18 protein-coding genes and 1 other annotated feature are annotated in these 16,181 nt (G+C 46.8%); of the genes, 15 read left to right on the forward strand and 3 right to left on the reverse strand.

Features of this window, described 5'->3' with window-relative positions:
* The first annotated feature begins 9 nt into the window (after window positions 1-9).
* Window positions 10-873 (forward strand): M50 family metallopeptidase, encoded by an 864-nt coding sequence (locus tag NC238_11530; protein MCM1566549.1) that lies wholly within the window; start codon window positions 10-12, stop codon window positions 871-873.
* 81 nt (window positions 874-954) lie between these two features.
* On the opposite strand, the gene NC238_11535 is transcribed toward NC238_11530, so the two are convergent.
* Window positions 955-1,503 (reverse strand): manganese catalase family protein, encoded by a 549-nt coding sequence (locus tag NC238_11535; protein ID MCM1566550.1) that lies wholly within the window; start codon window positions 1,501-1,503, stop codon window positions 955-957.
* Between the two features lie 162 nt (window positions 1,504-1,665).
* Between NC238_11535 and NC238_11540 the strand changes: the two genes are divergently transcribed.
* Window positions 1,666-2,301, forward strand: a complete 636-nt coding sequence (locus NC238_11540; GenBank protein ID MCM1566551.1) for a methylated-DNA--[protein]-cysteine S-methyltransferase — start codon at window positions 1,666-1,668, stop codon at window positions 2,299-2,301.
* Between the two features lie 193 nt (window positions 2,302-2,494).
* Window positions 2,495-4,369, forward strand: a complete 1,875-nt coding sequence (locus NC238_11545) for a TIGR03960 family B12-binding radical SAM protein (GenBank protein MCM1566552.1) — start codon at window positions 2,495-2,497, stop codon at window positions 4,367-4,369.
* 13 nt (window positions 4,370-4,382) lie between these two features.
* Here the strand turns inward: NC238_11545 and NC238_11550 are convergent, their stop codons facing one another.
* Window positions 4,383-4,805, reverse strand: a complete 423-nt coding sequence (locus tag NC238_11550) for a DUF2935 domain-containing protein (GenBank protein MCM1566553.1) — start codon at window positions 4,803-4,805, stop codon at window positions 4,383-4,385.
* Between the two features lie 135 nt (window positions 4,806-4,940).
* On the opposite strand from NC238_11550, the gene NC238_11555 reads away from it, so the two are divergent.
* The 12 genes from NC238_11555 to leuS all read left to right on the forward strand — a co-directional run bounded on the left by NC238_11555 (window position 4,941) and on the right by leuS (window position 15,285).
* Complete coding sequence (locus NC238_11555; protein MCM1566554.1) at window positions 4,941-5,738, forward strand: TIGR03936 family radical SAM-associated protein; 798 nt, start codon at window positions 4,941-4,943, stop codon at window positions 5,736-5,738.
* Between the two features lie 51 nt (window positions 5,739-5,789).
* On the forward strand, window positions 5,790-7,043 hold the full coding sequence (locus NC238_11560; protein ID MCM1566555.1) for an Rne/Rng family ribonuclease: 1,254 nt from the start codon (window positions 5,790-5,792) through the stop codon (window positions 7,041-7,043).
* A gap of 166 nt (window positions 7,044-7,209) precedes the next feature.
* Window positions 7,210-7,521, forward strand: coding sequence for a 50S ribosomal protein L21 (gene rplU / locus NC238_11565; protein MCM1566556.1), 312 nt, complete (start codon window positions 7,210-7,212; stop codon window positions 7,519-7,521).
* A gap of 50 nt (window positions 7,522-7,571) precedes the next feature.
* Window positions 7,572-7,847 (forward strand): 50S ribosomal protein L27, encoded by a 276-nt coding sequence (gene rpmA / locus NC238_11570; protein ID MCM1566557.1) that lies wholly within the window; start codon window positions 7,572-7,574, stop codon window positions 7,845-7,847.
* 76 nt (window positions 7,848-7,923) lie between these two features.
* Window positions 7,924-8,436: a Spo0B domain-containing protein gene (locus NC238_11575; GenBank protein ID MCM1566558.1), complete on the forward strand. Its 513-nt coding sequence runs from the start codon at window positions 7,924-7,926 to the stop codon at window positions 8,434-8,436.
* A gap of 97 nt (window positions 8,437-8,533) precedes the next feature.
* Window positions 8,534-9,811, forward strand: coding sequence for a GTPase ObgE (obgE, locus tag NC238_11580; GenBank protein MCM1566559.1), 1,278 nt, complete (start codon window positions 8,534-8,536; stop codon window positions 9,809-9,811).
* Window position 9,812: 1 nt separating this feature from the next.
* Complete coding sequence (gene yhbY, locus NC238_11585) at window positions 9,813-10,103, forward strand: ribosome assembly RNA-binding protein YhbY (protein MCM1566560.1); 291 nt, start codon at window positions 9,813-9,815, stop codon at window positions 10,101-10,103.
* A 139-nt stretch (window positions 10,104-10,242) separates the two neighbouring features.
* Window positions 10,243-10,884, forward strand: a complete 642-nt coding sequence (gene nadD, locus NC238_11590) for a nicotinate-nucleotide adenylyltransferase (protein ID MCM1566561.1) — start codon at window positions 10,243-10,245, stop codon at window positions 10,882-10,884.
* 81 nt (window positions 10,885-10,965) lie between these two features.
* Window positions 10,966-11,220 (forward strand): RNA-binding protein, encoded by a 255-nt coding sequence (locus tag NC238_11595; GenBank protein ID MCM1566562.1) that lies wholly within the window; start codon window positions 10,966-10,968, stop codon window positions 11,218-11,220.
* A 299-nt stretch (window positions 11,221-11,519) separates the two neighbouring features.
* Window positions 11,520-12,104, forward strand: a complete 585-nt coding sequence (yqeK, locus tag NC238_11600) for a bis(5'-nucleosyl)-tetraphosphatase (symmetrical) YqeK (protein MCM1566563.1) — start codon at window positions 11,520-11,522, stop codon at window positions 12,102-12,104.
* Window positions 12,105-12,107: 3 nt separating this feature from the next.
* Complete coding sequence (rsfS, locus tag NC238_11605) at window positions 12,108-12,455, forward strand: ribosome silencing factor (protein ID MCM1566564.1); 348 nt, start codon at window positions 12,108-12,110, stop codon at window positions 12,453-12,455.
* A 67-nt stretch (window positions 12,456-12,522) separates the two neighbouring features.
* Window positions 12,523-12,717, forward strand: a binding site (T-box leader).
* Between the two features lie 75 nt (window positions 12,718-12,792).
* A complete protein-coding gene (gene leuS, locus NC238_11610; protein MCM1566565.1) occupies window positions 12,793-15,285 on the forward strand; it encodes a leucine--tRNA ligase in 2,493 nt (830 codons plus the stop codon).
* A gap of 6 nt (window positions 15,286-15,291) precedes the next feature.
* On the opposite strand, the gene NC238_11615 is transcribed toward leuS, so the two are convergent.
* The gene (locus tag NC238_11615; protein ID MCM1566566.1) at window positions 15,292-16,011 is read right to left on the reverse strand and encodes a type II toxin-antitoxin system Phd/YefM family antitoxin; all 720 of its coding nucleotides are present in this window, start codon (window positions 16,009-16,011) and stop codon (window positions 15,292-15,294) included.
* Window positions 16,012-16,181: the final 170 nt, after the last annotated feature.

Below are 16,181 nucleotides of genomic sequence, written 5' to 3' on the forward strand. Positions count from 1 at the left end.
AAGAGGGAGATGAAGATGAAAGTTAAGGTTCACCCGACCTTTATCATCCTATTAATCCTATGTATGCTTGCCGGTCAGGTTGTCAGGGCACTTCTAGTCTTTGGCCTGGTTATTGTTCATGAAGCCTGTCATATACTTGCTGCAAGAGGTTACGGGATCAGGTGTAGGAGTATCGAGCTCTATCCCTATGGGGGGACGGCCGTTCTTGACGACAGCTTTGAAGGGAAAAAGAAGGAGGAGACAATCATTGCCTTTGCTGGTCCAGCCGTCAATATCGTGTTATTCTTCTTCATTCAGATTCTTCGCGAAAACGGCATTTTGAACGGAGCATGGGCACTGGAATTTGCCAAAACAAATTTCTGGCTGGCAGCCTTTAACCTGCTTCCTGTTCTGCCGCTTGACGGCGGCAGAATGGTCCGTGGCCTGCTGGCGGGGTCTTTTGGCTTTGTCCCGACCACCCGGCTCCTGGCGGCAGCCGGTAAATGCCTTGGGGGTGTTTTTATTTTCGCTGGTTTCCTGATGCAGGGAATGGGCTTCTATATTTATGAACCGGTTCTTTTTATTGTTCTTGGCATCTTTTTCTGGATTGGCAGCGGCAAAGAGCTGGACAATGCCAGAATTGTTTTTTTAAAGCAGCTCTGCCGCAAGAAAGAGCGTCTTTTGGCGCAGGGGTTGATGCCCGGAAGGAGTCTCGCGGTAAGTAGGGACACTGCGCTTAAACAGATTATTGATAAGTTTTCTGCTGATCATTTCAGTCTCGTCAGTGTAATGGGTAAAGACGGTAAGATCGAAGGAACGCTAAGTGAGACTGAAGTTATTCAGGGCATGATGGACTTTGGACTCAATTGCATGGTCGGAAGATTAAAGGAATAAAAAAGATCATATAGAATGGAATACTGTGGTAATGATTCAAAAGCATGTAAATATCATGCACCGGTAAATATGGAGGAGCATTCAGACCGGGAAGCTCATTCGGTATTCCCTGATTAATGTGCTAAAACTTCCTGGGTCAGCACCCTGAAGGATCATAGCTTGGGACTTCTCAAAAAGGTGTTTGTGGACATCTTCTCTGTCACCCAGAAAGCGAATCATCTTTTTCAGACCAGGATCGCTGGTCATTGTCAAATGTGTGTCATAAAGCATTTTTGCGCGGATCTCAGCTTCAGCATCGGCCTGCAGCATCGCAGCAGGATCAAGGCTTTGATCGACATAGGTCAGGTTCCAGGGTATACCCTCGGAATTGACGTAGCAAAGTGGTGGTCCTCCAAGTCTGTTGACCGCCTCAGCAATCATCTCCATATGGCTATGTTCTTCTGCTGCGATAAGACCCAATAACTCCCTTACAAAGTGGTTGGGCATATTAGCACGGTGATTCATATACTGGGTGGCTGCGGAGAACTCGCTATCTTTCCCGCCGTAATGTTCCAGCATGATCCGGCCGAACTGCGGGTCGGGATAATTGACTTCTACTGGAAATAACAGCGCATCGGCATATTTGAACATAACTTTCCCTCCAATACTTCTTTTCACTTGCTTTCATACGAGCAATTACTGTATTATATTATCCTATCTGAGAATTGGTCACTCTGTCTTTTCAGCTCCGAAGAGGGTTGGACTGGCAGACCGGCTATTCAAATAGGTGAAGGGAGCTGGTACCCTATCAACATGAAAACGAACACGACCTATACCTGCACTGTGAATACACCTCTTGGAAAAATGACAGCTGCGGCAGTCCAAGATGAGCTAAGCGGTTTATGGTTCATTGGCCAGAAGCATTATCCTGTCGTTACTTCCGAATGGACAGAGAATCCGGAATATCCCGTTTTTGAGACGCTGCGTCGGCGGCTGGATTTTTATTTTTCGGGACAAGAAGGACAAACTTGGGAAGAGGAACAGGCAGCAAGCACGGCAAGAAACGCGAAAGGTATCATGGCAGGTATTTCAGTCCCCAAAATGGATTTGTGTCTGGCTCCTGCGGGAACCGACTTCCAAAAGACTGTCTGGGAGATCCTGCTGCGGATATCGTATGGAAAAGTCATAACTTACGGGGAAATTGCCCAACGTATTGCCCTGGACCGGGGGTTAACCTCGATGTCCGCCCAGGCGGTAGGCAGTGCAGTCGGGCATAATCCGATCTCCATTTTGATTCCGTGTCACCGCGTGATTGGCGGCAATGGAAAACTTACCGGTTATGCCGGCGGCCTGGAAAAAAAGGAAGCCCTCCTGCGTCTGGAAGGTAGGTCTTTGCTTAAGAATAAGGTGTTGTGCTATAATAATTTATCCACAACAAAAATACTTTAAGAGACCCGTCTCTGTAATATATAGACAAACGTCAAGCGGAGCAGGGATGCAGAGCGCGGCGCCCGACGGCTATGGATGGCCTAGTGTCACGATGTCATGGATGGCATAAAGGCCGGTCAAGGCCGTTATATTGCCCAAAACCGCTATATATTACGAGACCTACCCGGATAAATAGGCCAAGGGGGAAATACATATGAATCAGAAGGATCATGAATGGATCCGCCAGAAACTCGACCGGATTTTACCGCAGGTGATTAAGCCTGGTCGTTATGTCGGCGGTGAATGGAATATGATAAAAAAAGACTGGGAAAAGACAGATGTACGGGTGGCATTTGTCTTTCCTGATGTATATGAAGTCGGCATGTCCAATCTTGCGTTACGTATCCTGTACGGACGTATCAATTCTTATGAAGAGTTTCTCTGTGAAAGGGCCTTTGCTCCGTGGCCGGATATGGAAGAAAAGCTAAAACAGGGAGGGATCCCGCTCTACACACTGGAATCTTTTCGTCCTCTGCTGGATTTTGATGTGGTCGCTTTCACGCTGCAATATGAGCTCAGCTATACCAATTTATTAAATGTTCTGAAGCTCAGCGGGATACCGTTAAAATCCGAAGACAGAAAAAACGGGACGGAAAGCGGGGGCGCGTATCCCTTTATATTTGCCGGTGGTCCATGTGCCTACAATCCTGAACCTCTGGCGCCTTTTGTAGATTTCTTTTTCCTGGGGGAAGGGGAAGAACAATTTCCCGCAGTTCTTCACGTGATTCAGCAAGCCAGGAAAAACGGAAAACTGAAGGAAGCTATTCTGGTCGAACTGGCCCAGATTCAGGGAATCTATGTGCCGGGTTTTTATGAGGCCGAATACAAACCTGATGGTTCGATCCAGCAAATCACAGTTAGGGAAGGAATTTCTGAGACAGTCAGAAAGGCAGTGCTGCAGGACTTCAGCTCGGCCTACTTCCCGGAAAAAGTGATTGTCCCGTATACGGAGGCTATTCATGACAGGGTAATGCTTGAGGTCATGAGGGGTTGCACCAGGGGATGCCGCTTTTGTCAGGCCGGAATGATCTACAGGCCGCTTCGGGAACGGTCTCCTGAAGCATTGCTGGAACAGGCGGAGGAATCCATCAAGACCACCGGTTATGAAGAAATCTCACTTGTTTCGCTGTCGACCAGCGATTATACTTGCATCAACGGTGTCCTTAAAGGTCTGATGGCTAAAATGGAACCCAAAGGGGTCAGTGTATCCCTTCCCTCACTCCGCCTGGATTCATTTGATGTTGAGATTGCCGAACAGGTCCAAAAAGTACGTAAATCCGGATTGACCTTCGCGCCGGAAGCCGGAACCCAGCGCTTAAGGGATGTTATTAATAAAGGCGTAACGGAAGAGGATCTTTTAAGGACGGCGGAAGCATCCTTTAAAGGAGGCTGGAGCAGTATCAAGCTGTATTATATGATCGGACTTCCGACCGAAACCTATGAGGACCTGGACGGAATCGTCGAACAGGCCAGAAAAGTCCTGGAGTTGTCCAGAAAACTTGGAAAACGCGGCTGCAGGATCACGGTATCGGCAAGTTCGTTTGTTCCTAAACCCCACACACCTTTTCAATGGGTGGCCCAGGATTCTATGGTGGTTCTACGGGAAAAACAGGAATACCTCCGCAAGAGACTGCGGGACTACCGGATTAAATTTATCTATCATGATGTGGAAGCAAGCTTTCTGGAAGCCATATTTGCCAAGGGTGACCGAAAAGTTGCGGAGCTACTGGAATGGGCGGTTAACGCAGGTTGCAAATTTGACGGGTGGAGTGAGCATTTTCGGTATGATCTGTGGAAGCAGGGAATGGAGGAAATCGGCATCGATCCGCATTTCTATGCCAACAGGCAGATAGCGGAGGATGAAATTCTTCCCTGGGATCATCTGAGCTCAGGGGTCAGAAAATCTTATTTGCTTGAAGAATACAAGAAAGCCCTCGCAGAGGCTGTCACGCCTGATTGCCGGGAAAAATGCAGCCACTGCGGAGTCTGTCCGGATCTGGCCAGACCCGTAAAATTCAGTGCGCCTTAACTTTATACAGAACCTAGCCTTGACTGCAGATGGTCTGGGTGATCCCGATGAAATATTCAGATTCACGGATGATGTGTTTGATTACAGCTGCAGCAGTCGGATTCTTCTTGACTGCCTGACTCAAATCTAGAATTTCAAAAAGGAATTTTACAAACCGGCCGCTTTGTTCAAGAGAAAAGCTGATCAGACGAAGAGCCTGATCGGCGACAACCGGTTGCGTATTGCCATATCTGACCAATGTTTCAGTGAGCTGGATAACCTGGCTATGCGTCCTTGTCAGAGACCGTTCCCATTCTTTAAGTTCTTCGACAAATTTTCTTTCCAGATCCGGCACAATTTCCCGGATGACGTTCGTATGCTCATATTCCTGGTGTTTCCAGAAGTTGGCCTCATCCAGCAATCTTAGCGGCGTCTGTTCGCCAGAAGAAAATTGCATTGAAATCCCTCCTCGTTTACAAGTAATGTATTCGGCTTTTTTACAAACATGCCGGAATAAAGAAAGGCTTTACAACAAAGCTTTGGAAGATAGCTCTGATATTTTTACCTTGGAAAGATTGGAAAAGAGGCGGTTATGATGAAGATAAGGTTGGCCTACACCAAGAAAGGTGAAGCCCGATATATTGCGCATCTGGATCTAACCAGAATGTTGGACAGGGCCCTGCGCAGAGCCAAAATTGAAGTGGCTTTTTCCGAAGGATTCAATCCTCATCCGAAGATTGCTTTTGGTCCCCCTTTGCCGGTCGGTGTGGAAGGAGAACAGGAATATGTCGATATCGAAGTCAAAGAGAATAAAGAACAAGAAAAGGAAGCTATTCGGGAAGAAGCCGGAGAAGCAACAGAAGCCGGGGCATATGATATTGGGAATATCGTTGAGCGGCTTCAGAGCCAGCTGCCCGAGGGCATAAAAATCATAGGCGCTGGGATCGCAGTAAAGGGAAGCAAGGCACTGATGGCTGTGATTAATCTTGCCAGATACCGGACTGAAGTGCCTCTCCTTCGTCCGGTCGAGGCAGAAGAACTCCGTAAAGTTTGCCAGAACTGGCTGAACAGGGACGAAGCAACAGGGATTCGCTATCAGCAGGGCAAAAAAATAGAGCGGAATATTCGTCCGTTTGTTAAAAACATAACACTGATTTCTGAAGAAGGGGTTATTTCTGGGGATGCTCAGAATTATCAGGTACAACTGCGCCTGGATATCATTACCGGAAACGCTGGTTCAGTCCGGCCGGTTGAAATCCTGGAAAGTCTGAAAAACATGGAAGGACTTCCGGTGGATATTTCAGGCGTAACGACAATACGGGAAGGCCTGTTTATCGAACAGTCCGACGGGGTGCTCAGAAACCCACTCGAAGTGATCGCAGCGATATAGTGTCATCTTAAAAATTTGGATGTGATACTAAGCCTGAAAGCAGGGATAAGATTGAAAGAGATTGTCATTACCACTGAGGATGATCGGATGAGGGCTGCGGTACTGGAAGAAGGCAGACTGACAGAAGTCCTGGATGATTCAGGAAGAGAATCCCGTTTGGCCGGCAATATCTACAAGGGGAAGGTCAGTAATATTGTTACAGGCATACAGGCTGCTTTCATCGATATTGGGCTCGAGAAGAATGCCTTCCTCTATGCGGGGGATATTGTCAATCCAGAATATGTCCAGGTGCAAAATGTACCCGGATCGCCGGTGCCACCGATTGAAAGCCTCTTAAAAGAAGGCCAGGAGGTGATTGTTCAGGTCACCCGGGAAGCTGTCGGTAATAAAGGAGCCAGAGTTACGACCAATCTTTCACTGCCCGGGCGTTTTGTGGTACTCTTGCCCGGAAACCGCGGATATTTGGGGATTTCACGTAAAATAACGGAGGAAACAGAAAGAGAACGTCTTAATCAACTTGCCCAGAATCTCAGCATTGAGAATGCTGGTCTGATTGTCCGGACGATGGCGGAAGGCGTCGCGGAAAAAGAACTGGCTGATGATATTGAAAAGATTTTAGAAATCAATCAGACCTTAACGGAAAGAATCAAAAGCAAGTCTGGCAAAGGGCTGATTTACAGCAGCAGCGACCCATTGTCCCGTCTTTTAAGGGAGACAATCGATGAAGAGGTAACCAGGGTTATTACCGATGACGGGGAAATGGCTGAGCTGCTCCGGACAAAGCTCCGGGAAGTCAGATGCTCAGTTTCCGGGAAAATATGGACTGATTTTAAAGGGAATTTGTTTGAACGCTATCATATCGGTGATGAAATCCTAAAAGCATTAAAACCCAAGGTTCCGCTCGAAAGCGGAGGCTATCTGGTGATTGAACAGACTGAAGCCCTGACCGCCATTGACGTCAACTCCGGAAAATACACTGGGGAAAGCTCCCTGCAGCATACCCTGCTGAGTCTGAATATGGAGGCTGCTTCAGAAATATCCAGGCAGATAAGACTTAGAAACCTTAGCGGGATTATTATCGTCGATTTTATTGACATGGAACAAAATGAGGATTGGAATCAGCTGCTGGAAATGCTGGAAAAGTCTTTTAAACAGGATAAGGTCAGATGTAAAGTAGTGGGCCGCACCAGGCTGGGGCTCGTTGAGGTAACACGCAAAAAAGAAGGTCAGACCTTAGCTGCCAGGAACACCGAAAAATGCCGGGAGTGCGGCGGAAAAGGCTGGCATGAGAGAAGAATGAATTGAACTGTAGGATTAACTGATTGACGAATATAAGGAAAAATGCTAAGATATTAGAACGTGGTGGCTTCTCACCACAACCGCACTTATTAGGTATGAACTGGTTTCTTGCCGTTTAAGCGGCAGCGAACCGACCTACGCAGGCGAGTCTGGGACTGGGAGGTGTAGAAAAATGTATGTAATTATCGAAACAGGAGGCAAACAGTACAGAGTTAAGGAAGGCGATGTCATCAATGTTGAAAAACTTGATGCAGCTGTCGGCCAGGTTCTCGACCTGAATCAGGTACTGCTTGTTGAAAAAGATGGTAATGTAACGGTTGGAGCTCCAGTTGTTGACGGCGTGACAGTTGTCGCAAAAATTCTGGAACAGGGCAAAGGCGACAAAGTCATTGCATTCCGTTATAAACCCAAAAAACACGTTCGTGTTAAAAAAGGCCATCGTCAGCCTTACACGAAGCTTTCAATTGAAACAATCAATGCTTAATGGTTGAAATTAGAATACGATCAGCATGTTCTTTTTAGGAGGTGATCTTCATGGCCCACAAGAAAGGTGTAGGAAGTACACGAAACGGCAGAGACAGTAATGCGCAAAGACTCGGAGTCAAACGCTCTGACGGACAGTACGTTTTGGCAGGAAATATTCTTGTTCGCCAACGTGGAACCAAACTCCATCCTGGCAAAAACTGCGGCATCGGCAAAGATGATACGCTGTTCGCGCTCACAGATGGTTACGTAAAGTTCGAACGCAAAGATAAATTCCGCAAGCAGGTAAGTGTTCATGCGGAAAACGGGATTACTCAAGCCCAATAACAGATTACACGTCATACCCCTGGGTTAGCCCGGGGGTATGTTTTATTGTTAATTATCTTTGGTAAGGAGAAGAAAAATGGTCAATCTTGATAAAAAGATCCTTTATGAGCAGTTGGATAATTTCCAGATCCTTCGGCATGATTTTCTGAATTATTTTCAGGTCATCAAGGGGTATTTGCAGCTGAATATGCCGGACAAAGCGTTGGCTTATATTGATGAAGTCCTGGGGGAGATTCGGCCGCAGCAAGATATTTACAAGATTGGCCAAAAAACACTGCTTGGTATTCTCCTGGGATGGTATTTTAAGCTGCGTCTGAAAGGTGCAGAATTTGTGTTGGATTTTCCTTCGGAAATGAAAAATGAAGAATTTTGGCTTGATCATTGGCAGGAAGAATATGCCCTGAGTTTTTCTGGATACACTAAAGACTGTTTAGACCTATTCGTGCAGGGAGATCAGGATGTTGAAACATTAATGGCAAAGATCCAGTTCGGCGTTGTCGGCGGAGGATTTTCCTGCGAATTCAGACTATATAAAGCAGACAATCTTTCTGAGCAGAATGTATATTCCACAGTCTATCGGAAAGCATAAGTGCTTTCTGATAGGTCTAAGCGCAGCTAAGGCTGACGCCAAAGGCTTGGCGCCAGCCAAGTTTTCTTTAGAAAAATCCGAATGAAGGGGTTAATGAATGTTTTATGATCGCGCAAAAATATATGTAAAAGCTGGAGACGGCGGAGCAGGAGCTGTATCTTTCCGCAGGGAGAAGTATGTTCCGTTGGGAGGGCCTAATGGCGGAGACGGCGGCCGTGGCGGGGATATCATCCTCGAAGCGGATGAGGGTCTGCGGACCCTGGTGGATTTCCGCTATCGCCGCCATTATAAGGCAGACCGCGGCGAACATGGGCAAGGCAAGGATATGCACGGAAAAGGCGCAGAAAACCTGGTGTTGCGTATACCGGCGGGAACGATAATCAAAAATGAGGGTACAGGCGAAATTCTGGCTGATCTTACCCGGCATGGGCAAAGGATCACCATTGCCAAAGGCGGCCGGGGCGGCCGTGGAAATGCCCGTTTTATGAGTAATACAAACAAGGCTCCTACAGTGGCGGAGCGCGGAGAACCAGGGGAAGAGCTTTGGCTTCTGTTTGAACTGAAGCTTCTGGCAGATGTCGGCCTGGTGGGATTCCCGAACGTCGGAAAATCCACACTGATCTCGAGGGTATCGGCTGCCCGCCCCAAGATCGCAGACTATCATTTCACGACCCTAATCCCGAATCTTGGCGTCGTTCAGGTAGAGGATGAGAGTTTTGTCATGGCGGATATCCCGGGAATTATCGAAGGGGCTCATTCCGGCGCAGGACTTGGACATGAATTTCTGCGTCATATCGAGCGTACCAGACTGCTTCTTCATATCCTGGACATTTCGGGTTCCGAGGGCAGAGACCCGCTGGAAGACTTTAAAATCATCAACCAGGAACTCAAACTGCACAGTCCAGCCCTTGCTGAAAGGCCGATGCTTGTTGTTCCGAACAAAATGGATGTTAACGGTTCCGAGGAAAATCTCCGGCGCCTCCGTGAGGAATTTGGGGATGCCTATGAAATCTACCCAATTTCAGCGGTAACCGGAGAGGGAATCGATAAATTACTGCACAAGGTGATACAAATCCTTCCTGAAGTACCGCTGATTGGACTTTCAGCTGATCCTGATGAACATCGCATGGTGCAGGTCCAAAGCGAGGACAGATTTGTCATTACGCGTGAAAACGGCATGTATATCATTACAGGCAAAGAGATTGAAAGACATGCGGCGATGGCCTACCTTGATACGGATGACGGTGTCATGCGCTTCCAGAATATCCTTAAAGTGATGGGAGTCGACGATGCACTGAAGGAACAGGGGATCAAAGAAGGTAATAAAGTATCGATCGGAAAGTTGGAGTTGGAATGGTCGGAGGGAGGACAATAGCATGCTGACAGGCAAACAGAAAAGGTTTTTAAGGGCTATGGGGAATGAAATGGAACCCATTTTAATCGTTGGCAAAGATGAAATTACAGATAATATGATTAAACAGGCCGCCGATGTGTTGGAGGCAAGAGAGCTGATTAAGGGACGGGTGCTCCAGAATTGTGCCGATGCCCCGAAAAATATCGCCTCCGAGCTGGCCGAAGCTACCCGTTCAGAATTGGTTCAGGTGATCGGGCGGAATTTTCTGCTCTATCGGAAGGCCAGCGAAAAACCAAAAATAGAGCTGCCCTGACATATTTTTTTTTGCTGCCTTTACGGGGCCGAATGCGTCATGCATGACAAAGAACGATTCACTATAGAGGGCGCAGCCTGACGTAAACGGCTATAGGTTACGGAGACTTGCCTAATAATAAAAATTTAGGAGATAAATAATGGAACGGAGTGTTCGCGAGTCAATCGCCGGCAGACGCCGGATTGGCATCATGGGAGGAACGTTTAATCCAATTCATTACGGCCATCTGGTGGCTGCGGAGACAGCCAGGGTCGAATTTGCGCTTGACAAGGTCTTATTCATCCCCACAGGCATTCCTCCGCATAAAGTTGATTACCAGATTGCAAATTCGGATCTGCGTTTTGCGATGGTCGAAATATCTATCCGCGACAATGAGAATTTTATCGCATCCAGAATTGAGATCGACAGGGAAGGCCCTTCATACACCTATGACACTTTAAAAGCCCTGCATCTGTTGTTCCCCGAACAGGAACTTTTTTTTATCACCGGTTCGGATGCGCTCCGGGATATTTTGAATTGGCGGGAAGCAGAAGGGATTATTGGAATATCCCAAATTATCGGGGCTTCGAGACCGGGGTATGAAATTGGTGTTTTTTTGGGAGAATTATTTGACAGATATCCTTATGCCCAAAACAGAATATTCGAGATGGAAATTCCCGCTCTGGCTATATCTTCGACAGATATCAGAAAAAGGATCTGGAATAACAAGTCTATCCGTTATTTGCTTCCAGAAGAAGTGCGGCGTTTCATCATAGAAAATAATATTTACATCAGTAAATAAACATTTGACTTCCGATAGGATTGTATACTATAGTAATAGTTGTTTCATACTATAAACAAAATTATTTTAGAGGTGAATTCCATGACAAAAACCCTGTACGTGGGCAATCTCCCCTGGAGTACGACTTCGGAGGAACTGACTGAGTACTTTGCTCGGTTTGGCAATGTAATCGGCAGCAGAATCATTACCGACAGAGAAACCGGTCGCTCAAGAGGCTTTGGCTTTGTAGAAGTTGCTTCAGAGGACGCCGAGCGCTTAGCAGAAGAACTTAACGGCAGTGAGTTCAATGGCCGTTCATTGACAGTAAACGAAGCGAGACCTCGCCAAACTGTCTAATGTTTTTGGTTAGGGGTTTCTGTTAAGATAAATTCTGATCTTTAATGAGTCATAGGGCTCTATATAAATAGCACGAAGAATCCTGGTTTATCTTACATTTTCGGACCCTGGACCCGAGAGAATACGGTACAGCAAACTGTACCGTATTCTTGTAGTTTGCCCACGGGTGGCCTAATGCCGCGACGTCCGTGGAGAGGAAGGCGTTAAATAGCCTTTACGGTGCAGCGTTACCAAGGATGATATAAAGCTGCCGGTATCATGGACGGCAAGGAGCGCTAAACTAAGAGAGGTTGAACGTTGTGAACGACCGGCTGGAATATTTCAGGACTTTAGCCTCACGAAAACTTTCGCTGGAAAGATTTCAGCACACGCTTGGGGTAGAAGCTCTAGCCGTGGAACTTGCCCCGAAGTTCGGTGTAAAAGAGGGAGATGCGGGCTTAGCTGCGCTTACCCATGACCTGGCTAAGGAGTATATTTATCCGGAACAGCTGAAAAAAGCCCGGGAATGGGGCCTTATTCTTTATCCGGAAGATCTGGAAATTCCCCAGGTTATTCACGGAAGAGTCGCAGCTTATATGCTGCAGAACCTTTACGCGATAAAAAACGAGGATGTCCTGAATGCGGTTGCGAATCATACCTCGGGGAGACCGGGTATGTCCCTTCTGGAAATGTTGATTTACAGTGCCGATCTCACGGAACCCGGGAGGAATTTCCCCGGTGTAGACAAGCTTCGTCAGAAGTTGTATCATGACCTTAAGACAGGTACACTGGCTTGTGTGGAGCATACCTTGTACTATCTGAAGGAGAACAATAAACCGATTCATCCGCTGACGATTCTGACGTATGAAGATTTGAAAAATGGAAAAGCGTCTAAAGGAGGTTAGAATTTGGAAATAAGTCATGACCAGCTGCAGAAAGTAGTTGACTTTATTGATGATAAAAGAGGCGGAAATATTTTGACCCTTGACTTAAAGGGAATATCCGTCATTGCAGATTATTTTATGATTGCCACGGCAAACAGCACAACTCAGACCAAAGCAATTACCGAGTACCTTGCAGAAAAATTACCCGAGATCGGGATTTCGGTTTTAAGGATAGAAGGGCTTCCTGAAGCTCAGTGGGTGCTGATCGACTGTGGGGATCTGGTTATACATATTATGACACCAGATACCAGAGAGTTTTATAGTCTGGAAAGACTGTGGGCCGATGCCCGGGAAGTCGTATTATATAACTGATTTTTGATTCTATATAGAATTAAAATCTAAACGATTAAATCATTAATTTGAATATCCAATCTAATATTTTTACGCTTTGAAGGAAAGCAGTACCTGAAAGGGATGAATCAGAGAGACGGCGGTTGGTGTGAGCCGTTTTCACCAGGCGGGGAACTCGTTCTTGAGCAGTGTCCGGGCAGCAACGGATGCCGGTGAGAACCGTTATAATCTTTAAGCGCACAGAATTAGGGTGGTACCGCGGGAGCAAACTCTCGTCCCTTGGGGATGGGGGTTTTTATCTATTTTTGCAGAACAATTAAAGACTGTTCTGTTGGAAAGAACTTTGGAGGTCGGATCTATGCAGGAAAGATATTTGTTCAACGAGATTGAGTCAAAATGGCAGAAAGCCTGGCTGGAGAACAAAGCAGGAAAAACTGAGGAGAATAGCGGTAAAGAAAAGTTTTATGCACTTGCCATGTTTCCATACCCATCTGGAAATTTACATATGGGACATGTCCGCAATTATTCGATCGTTGATGTGATTGCCCGCTTCAAAAGGATGCAGGGCTATGATGTGCTGCACCCGATTGGCTGGGATGCCTTCGGCCTTCCCGCTGAAAATGCCGCGATCAAGCATCAGACACCGCCGGCAGAGTGGACCTGGAAAAATATTGCGAACATGAAGCGACAGCTTCAGGAGATGGGTATTTCCTACGATTGGGACAGAGAAGTTGCAACCTGCCACCCCGAGTATTACCGCTGGACACAATGGATTTTTAATCAGTTCTATCAACATGGTTTGGTCTATAAGAAGAAGGCCGCTGTAAACTGGTGCCCGTCCTGCGCGACAGTGTTGGCGAACGAACAGGTCGTGGACGGCGCCTGCGAGCGCTGCGATACACCTGTTACCAAAAAAGATCTGGAACAATGGTTTTTCAAAATTACGGATTATTCGGAGCAGCTCTTAAATGACTTGGATAAGCTTACAGGCTGGCCGGAAAAAGTAAAAACCATGCAGCGCAACTGGATTGGCCGTTCTGAAGGGGCCGAAGCTAGATTTAAAATTGAAGGCACCACGGATATGATCACTGTATTCACGACCAGAGTCGATACGATTTTTGGCGTGAGCTATGTGGTTCTTGCCCCGGAACATCCGCTGGTTACACAGCTCGTCAAAGGAACACAGTATGAACAAGGCGTGCTCGCTTTTATCGAGAAGATGAAAGGCTTGAACGAAATTGCGAGAACCTCATCGGAAGCAGAAAAAGAAGGTATGTTTATCGGAAACTACTGCATCAACCCATTAAGCGGAGAGAGGATCCCGATCTGGATTGCCAATTACGTTCTTCTCGAATATGGAACCGGAGCTGTTATGGGGGTTCCGGGACATGATGAAAGAGATTTTGCCTTTGCCGGGAAGTACGGTCTGCCGATCGCGAGAGTCATTCTTGATCCTAAAGTTTCCACTGCAGATAAAGATATGCCGATGAAAGAAGCGTATATTGAAGACGGGACCATGGTCAACTCCCTTGATTTTGACGGACTGGATAACCGGATGGCCTGGGACAGGATGGCTGCCAAACTGGAAAAGCTGCAGCTTGGTGAGCGTAAAATCAATTACCGCCTTAGAGACTGGCTGATTTCCCGTCAGCGCTATTGGGGTGCGCCTATTCCGATGATTTACTGTGATACGTGCGGCGTTGTGCCTGTGCCGGATGACCAGCTGCCGGTGCTGCTGCCTGATGATGTCGTGTTCAAGGCCGGTGAAAACCCGCTGACCACTTCCCAGAGCTTTGTGCAAACAACTTGTACGAAGTGCGGAGGCCCTGCCAGAAGAGAAACCGATACGATGGACACCTTCATGTGCTCTTCGTGGTACTATCTGAGGTATTGTGACCCGCGGAATCCGGATAAGGCTTTTGACGAAAAAAACGCTGCCAAATGGATGAACGTCGACCAGTATGTCGGCGGTGTCGAGCATGCGATCCTGCATCTGCTCTATTCACGCTTTTTTACTAAAGCCCTGAGAGATTTTGGCTACCTCCAGGTGGATGAGCCATTTGCGAATCTGCTTACCCAGGGAATGGTCTGCATGGACGGTTCCAAGATGTCCAAATCCAAAGGAAATGTCGTCAGCCCTGAGGAGATCATCGGCAAATATGGTGCAGACACGGCTAGAATGTTCATTCTGTTTGCTGCCCCGCCTGAACGGGATCTGGAGTGGAGCGAACAGGGTGTTGAAGGTTGCTACCGCTTTTTAAACCGTGTCTGGCGGCTTATTGTCCAGTATCAAGCTGCTCTGGCTTCTGCAGGAAATGGCAGTGCTACACGTGAATCCTTCGCGGAGCTCGATGCCAAAGCCAAACAAATGCGTTTTACCACGCACAGTACCATCAGGAAAGTTACCAATGATGTCGGCAGCAGATTTAATTTCAATACCGCGATCAGCTCCATTATGGAATTGGTTAACGCGCTTTACCTATATAAAGAAGAAAAAGATGCCAACCTGGCCGTTGCCAGAGAAGGCATTGAAACACTGCTGAAGCTCTTGGCACCGTTTGCGCCACATATCGCCGAAGAGCTCTGGGCAGAACTTGGAAACACCGAAAGCATTCATAAACAGGCTTGGCCCATTGAAGATGAGACGGCGCTGATCGAAGAGGAGATCACGATTATTCTCCAGGTAAACGGAAAAGTTCGCGACAAGGTTCAGGTCCCAGCCGAAATTTCTAAAGAGGGACTGGAAAAGATGATTCTGTCTTCAGAAAAAGTCAAACAGCACCTTGAAGGAAAAACCGTCATCAAAGTGATCACGGTTCCGGGTAAACTGGTGAATATCGTTGTGAGGTAAGACGGTTTAAGAAAATAGCTGTTCAAGAGGGACAGACAAGCCTTCAAAATATAGAGACTTGACCGTATCGTTGCTCTGATAAACGCGGTATTCCCTGATATCCTGTTCGGCAAAGCAGTATAAATACACTTCTCTGCGCCAGGGATTCACAATCCAATATTCCAATATACCGGCCTGCAGATATAAACTTAGTTTTTTCAGCAGGTCTTTTTTTTGTGTTGAATCGGACAATACTTCAAGAACCAGGGTAGGTACGCCGGTATACCTGCCTTTTTCATTGATATTTTCAGTATCGCAAATCACAATCATATCAGGCTGGACAACATTTTTATTGTCACTGACTGAAAGGGTTACGTCGAACGGAGAAGTCAGCGGACGGCATTTCTTGCCTTTGAAATAGTTGTACAGGACATTGGATATTTCCATGATGATGCACTGGTGGTCATAAGTAGGAGAAGCCAAAAGGTAGACCTCTCCGTCAATATACTCGTAGCGATTTTCACTTGATTCAGAGAGCATTAAAAAGTCTTCATACGTGATCTTTTCTTGGCCCCAGGAATAGCTTTCAGCTCTTTCAGCAACGACTGAAACATCTTTTCCGGGCTCCTCATAGCGTCTAACGACTACTGTTTTTTTGCCGTTTTTCGTGATAATAATGTCTTCAAACCAGGCTAGCTTCAGATAGCGGCCAAAATTATTCTGGGCTTCAGTTGAGGTAATTTCCATTAGAGCACCTCCACATTAGCTAATATAAAAAATTAGCTAATGCAATTGTAACATATTTACCAATTGTGTCAAATTTAAATATACAGTTAAAACCAGCCACGATTCGAATAGAGAATCGTGGCTGGTTTGCCACGGAAAATGACACACGAAGTGCCTGGTGTCAACACGTT

It is taken from the genome of Dehalobacter sp. (assembly GCA_023667845.1).
Lineage (GTDB): Bacteria > Bacillota > Desulfitobacteriia > Desulfitobacteriales > Syntrophobotulaceae > Dehalobacter.

Bases quoted from the DNA above. Each gene is read 5' to 3' on its own strand.
- NC238_11530 (MCM1566549.1), top strand. From the start codon at position 10: ATGAAGATGAAAGTTAAGGTTCACCCGACCTTTATCATCCTATTAATC.
- NC238_11535 (MCM1566550.1), bottom strand. From the start codon at position 1,503: ATGTTCAAATATGCCGATGCGCTGTTATTTCCAGTAGAAGTCAATTAT.
- NC238_11540 (MCM1566551.1), top strand. From the start codon at position 1,666: ATGAAAACGAACACGACCTATACCTGCACTGTGAATACACCTCTTGGA.
- NC238_11545 (MCM1566552.1), top strand. From the start codon at position 2,495: ATGAATCAGAAGGATCATGAATGGATCCGCCAGAAACTCGACCGGATT.
- NC238_11550 (MCM1566553.1), bottom strand. From the start codon at position 4,805: ATGCAATTTTCTTCTGGCGAACAGACGCCGCTAAGATTGCTGGATGAG.
- NC238_11555 (MCM1566554.1), top strand. From the start codon at position 4,941: ATGATGAAGATAAGGTTGGCCTACACCAAGAAAGGTGAAGCCCGATAT.
- rplU (MCM1566556.1), top strand. From the start codon at position 7,210: ATGTATGTAATTATCGAAACAGGAGGCAAACAGTACAGAGTTAAGGAA.
- rpmA (MCM1566557.1), top strand. From the start codon at position 7,572: ATGGCCCACAAGAAAGGTGTAGGAAGTACACGAAACGGCAGAGACAGT.
- NC238_11575 (MCM1566558.1), top strand. From the start codon at position 7,924: ATGGTCAATCTTGATAAAAAGATCCTTTATGAGCAGTTGGATAATTTC.
- obgE (MCM1566559.1), top strand. From the start codon at position 8,534: ATGTTTTATGATCGCGCAAAAATATATGTAAAAGCTGGAGACGGCGGA.
- yhbY (MCM1566560.1), top strand. From the start codon at position 9,813: ATGCTGACAGGCAAACAGAAAAGGTTTTTAAGGGCTATGGGGAATGAA.
- nadD (MCM1566561.1), top strand. From the start codon at position 10,243: ATGGAACGGAGTGTTCGCGAGTCAATCGCCGGCAGACGCCGGATTGGC.
- NC238_11595 (MCM1566562.1), top strand. From the start codon at position 10,966: ATGACAAAAACCCTGTACGTGGGCAATCTCCCCTGGAGTACGACTTCG.
- leuS (MCM1566565.1), top strand. From the start codon at position 12,793: ATGCAGGAAAGATATTTGTTCAACGAGATTGAGTCAAAATGGCAGAAA.
- NC238_11615 (MCM1566566.1), bottom strand. From the start codon at position 16,011: ATGGAAATTACCTCAACTGAAGCCCAGAATAATTTTGGCCGCTATCTG.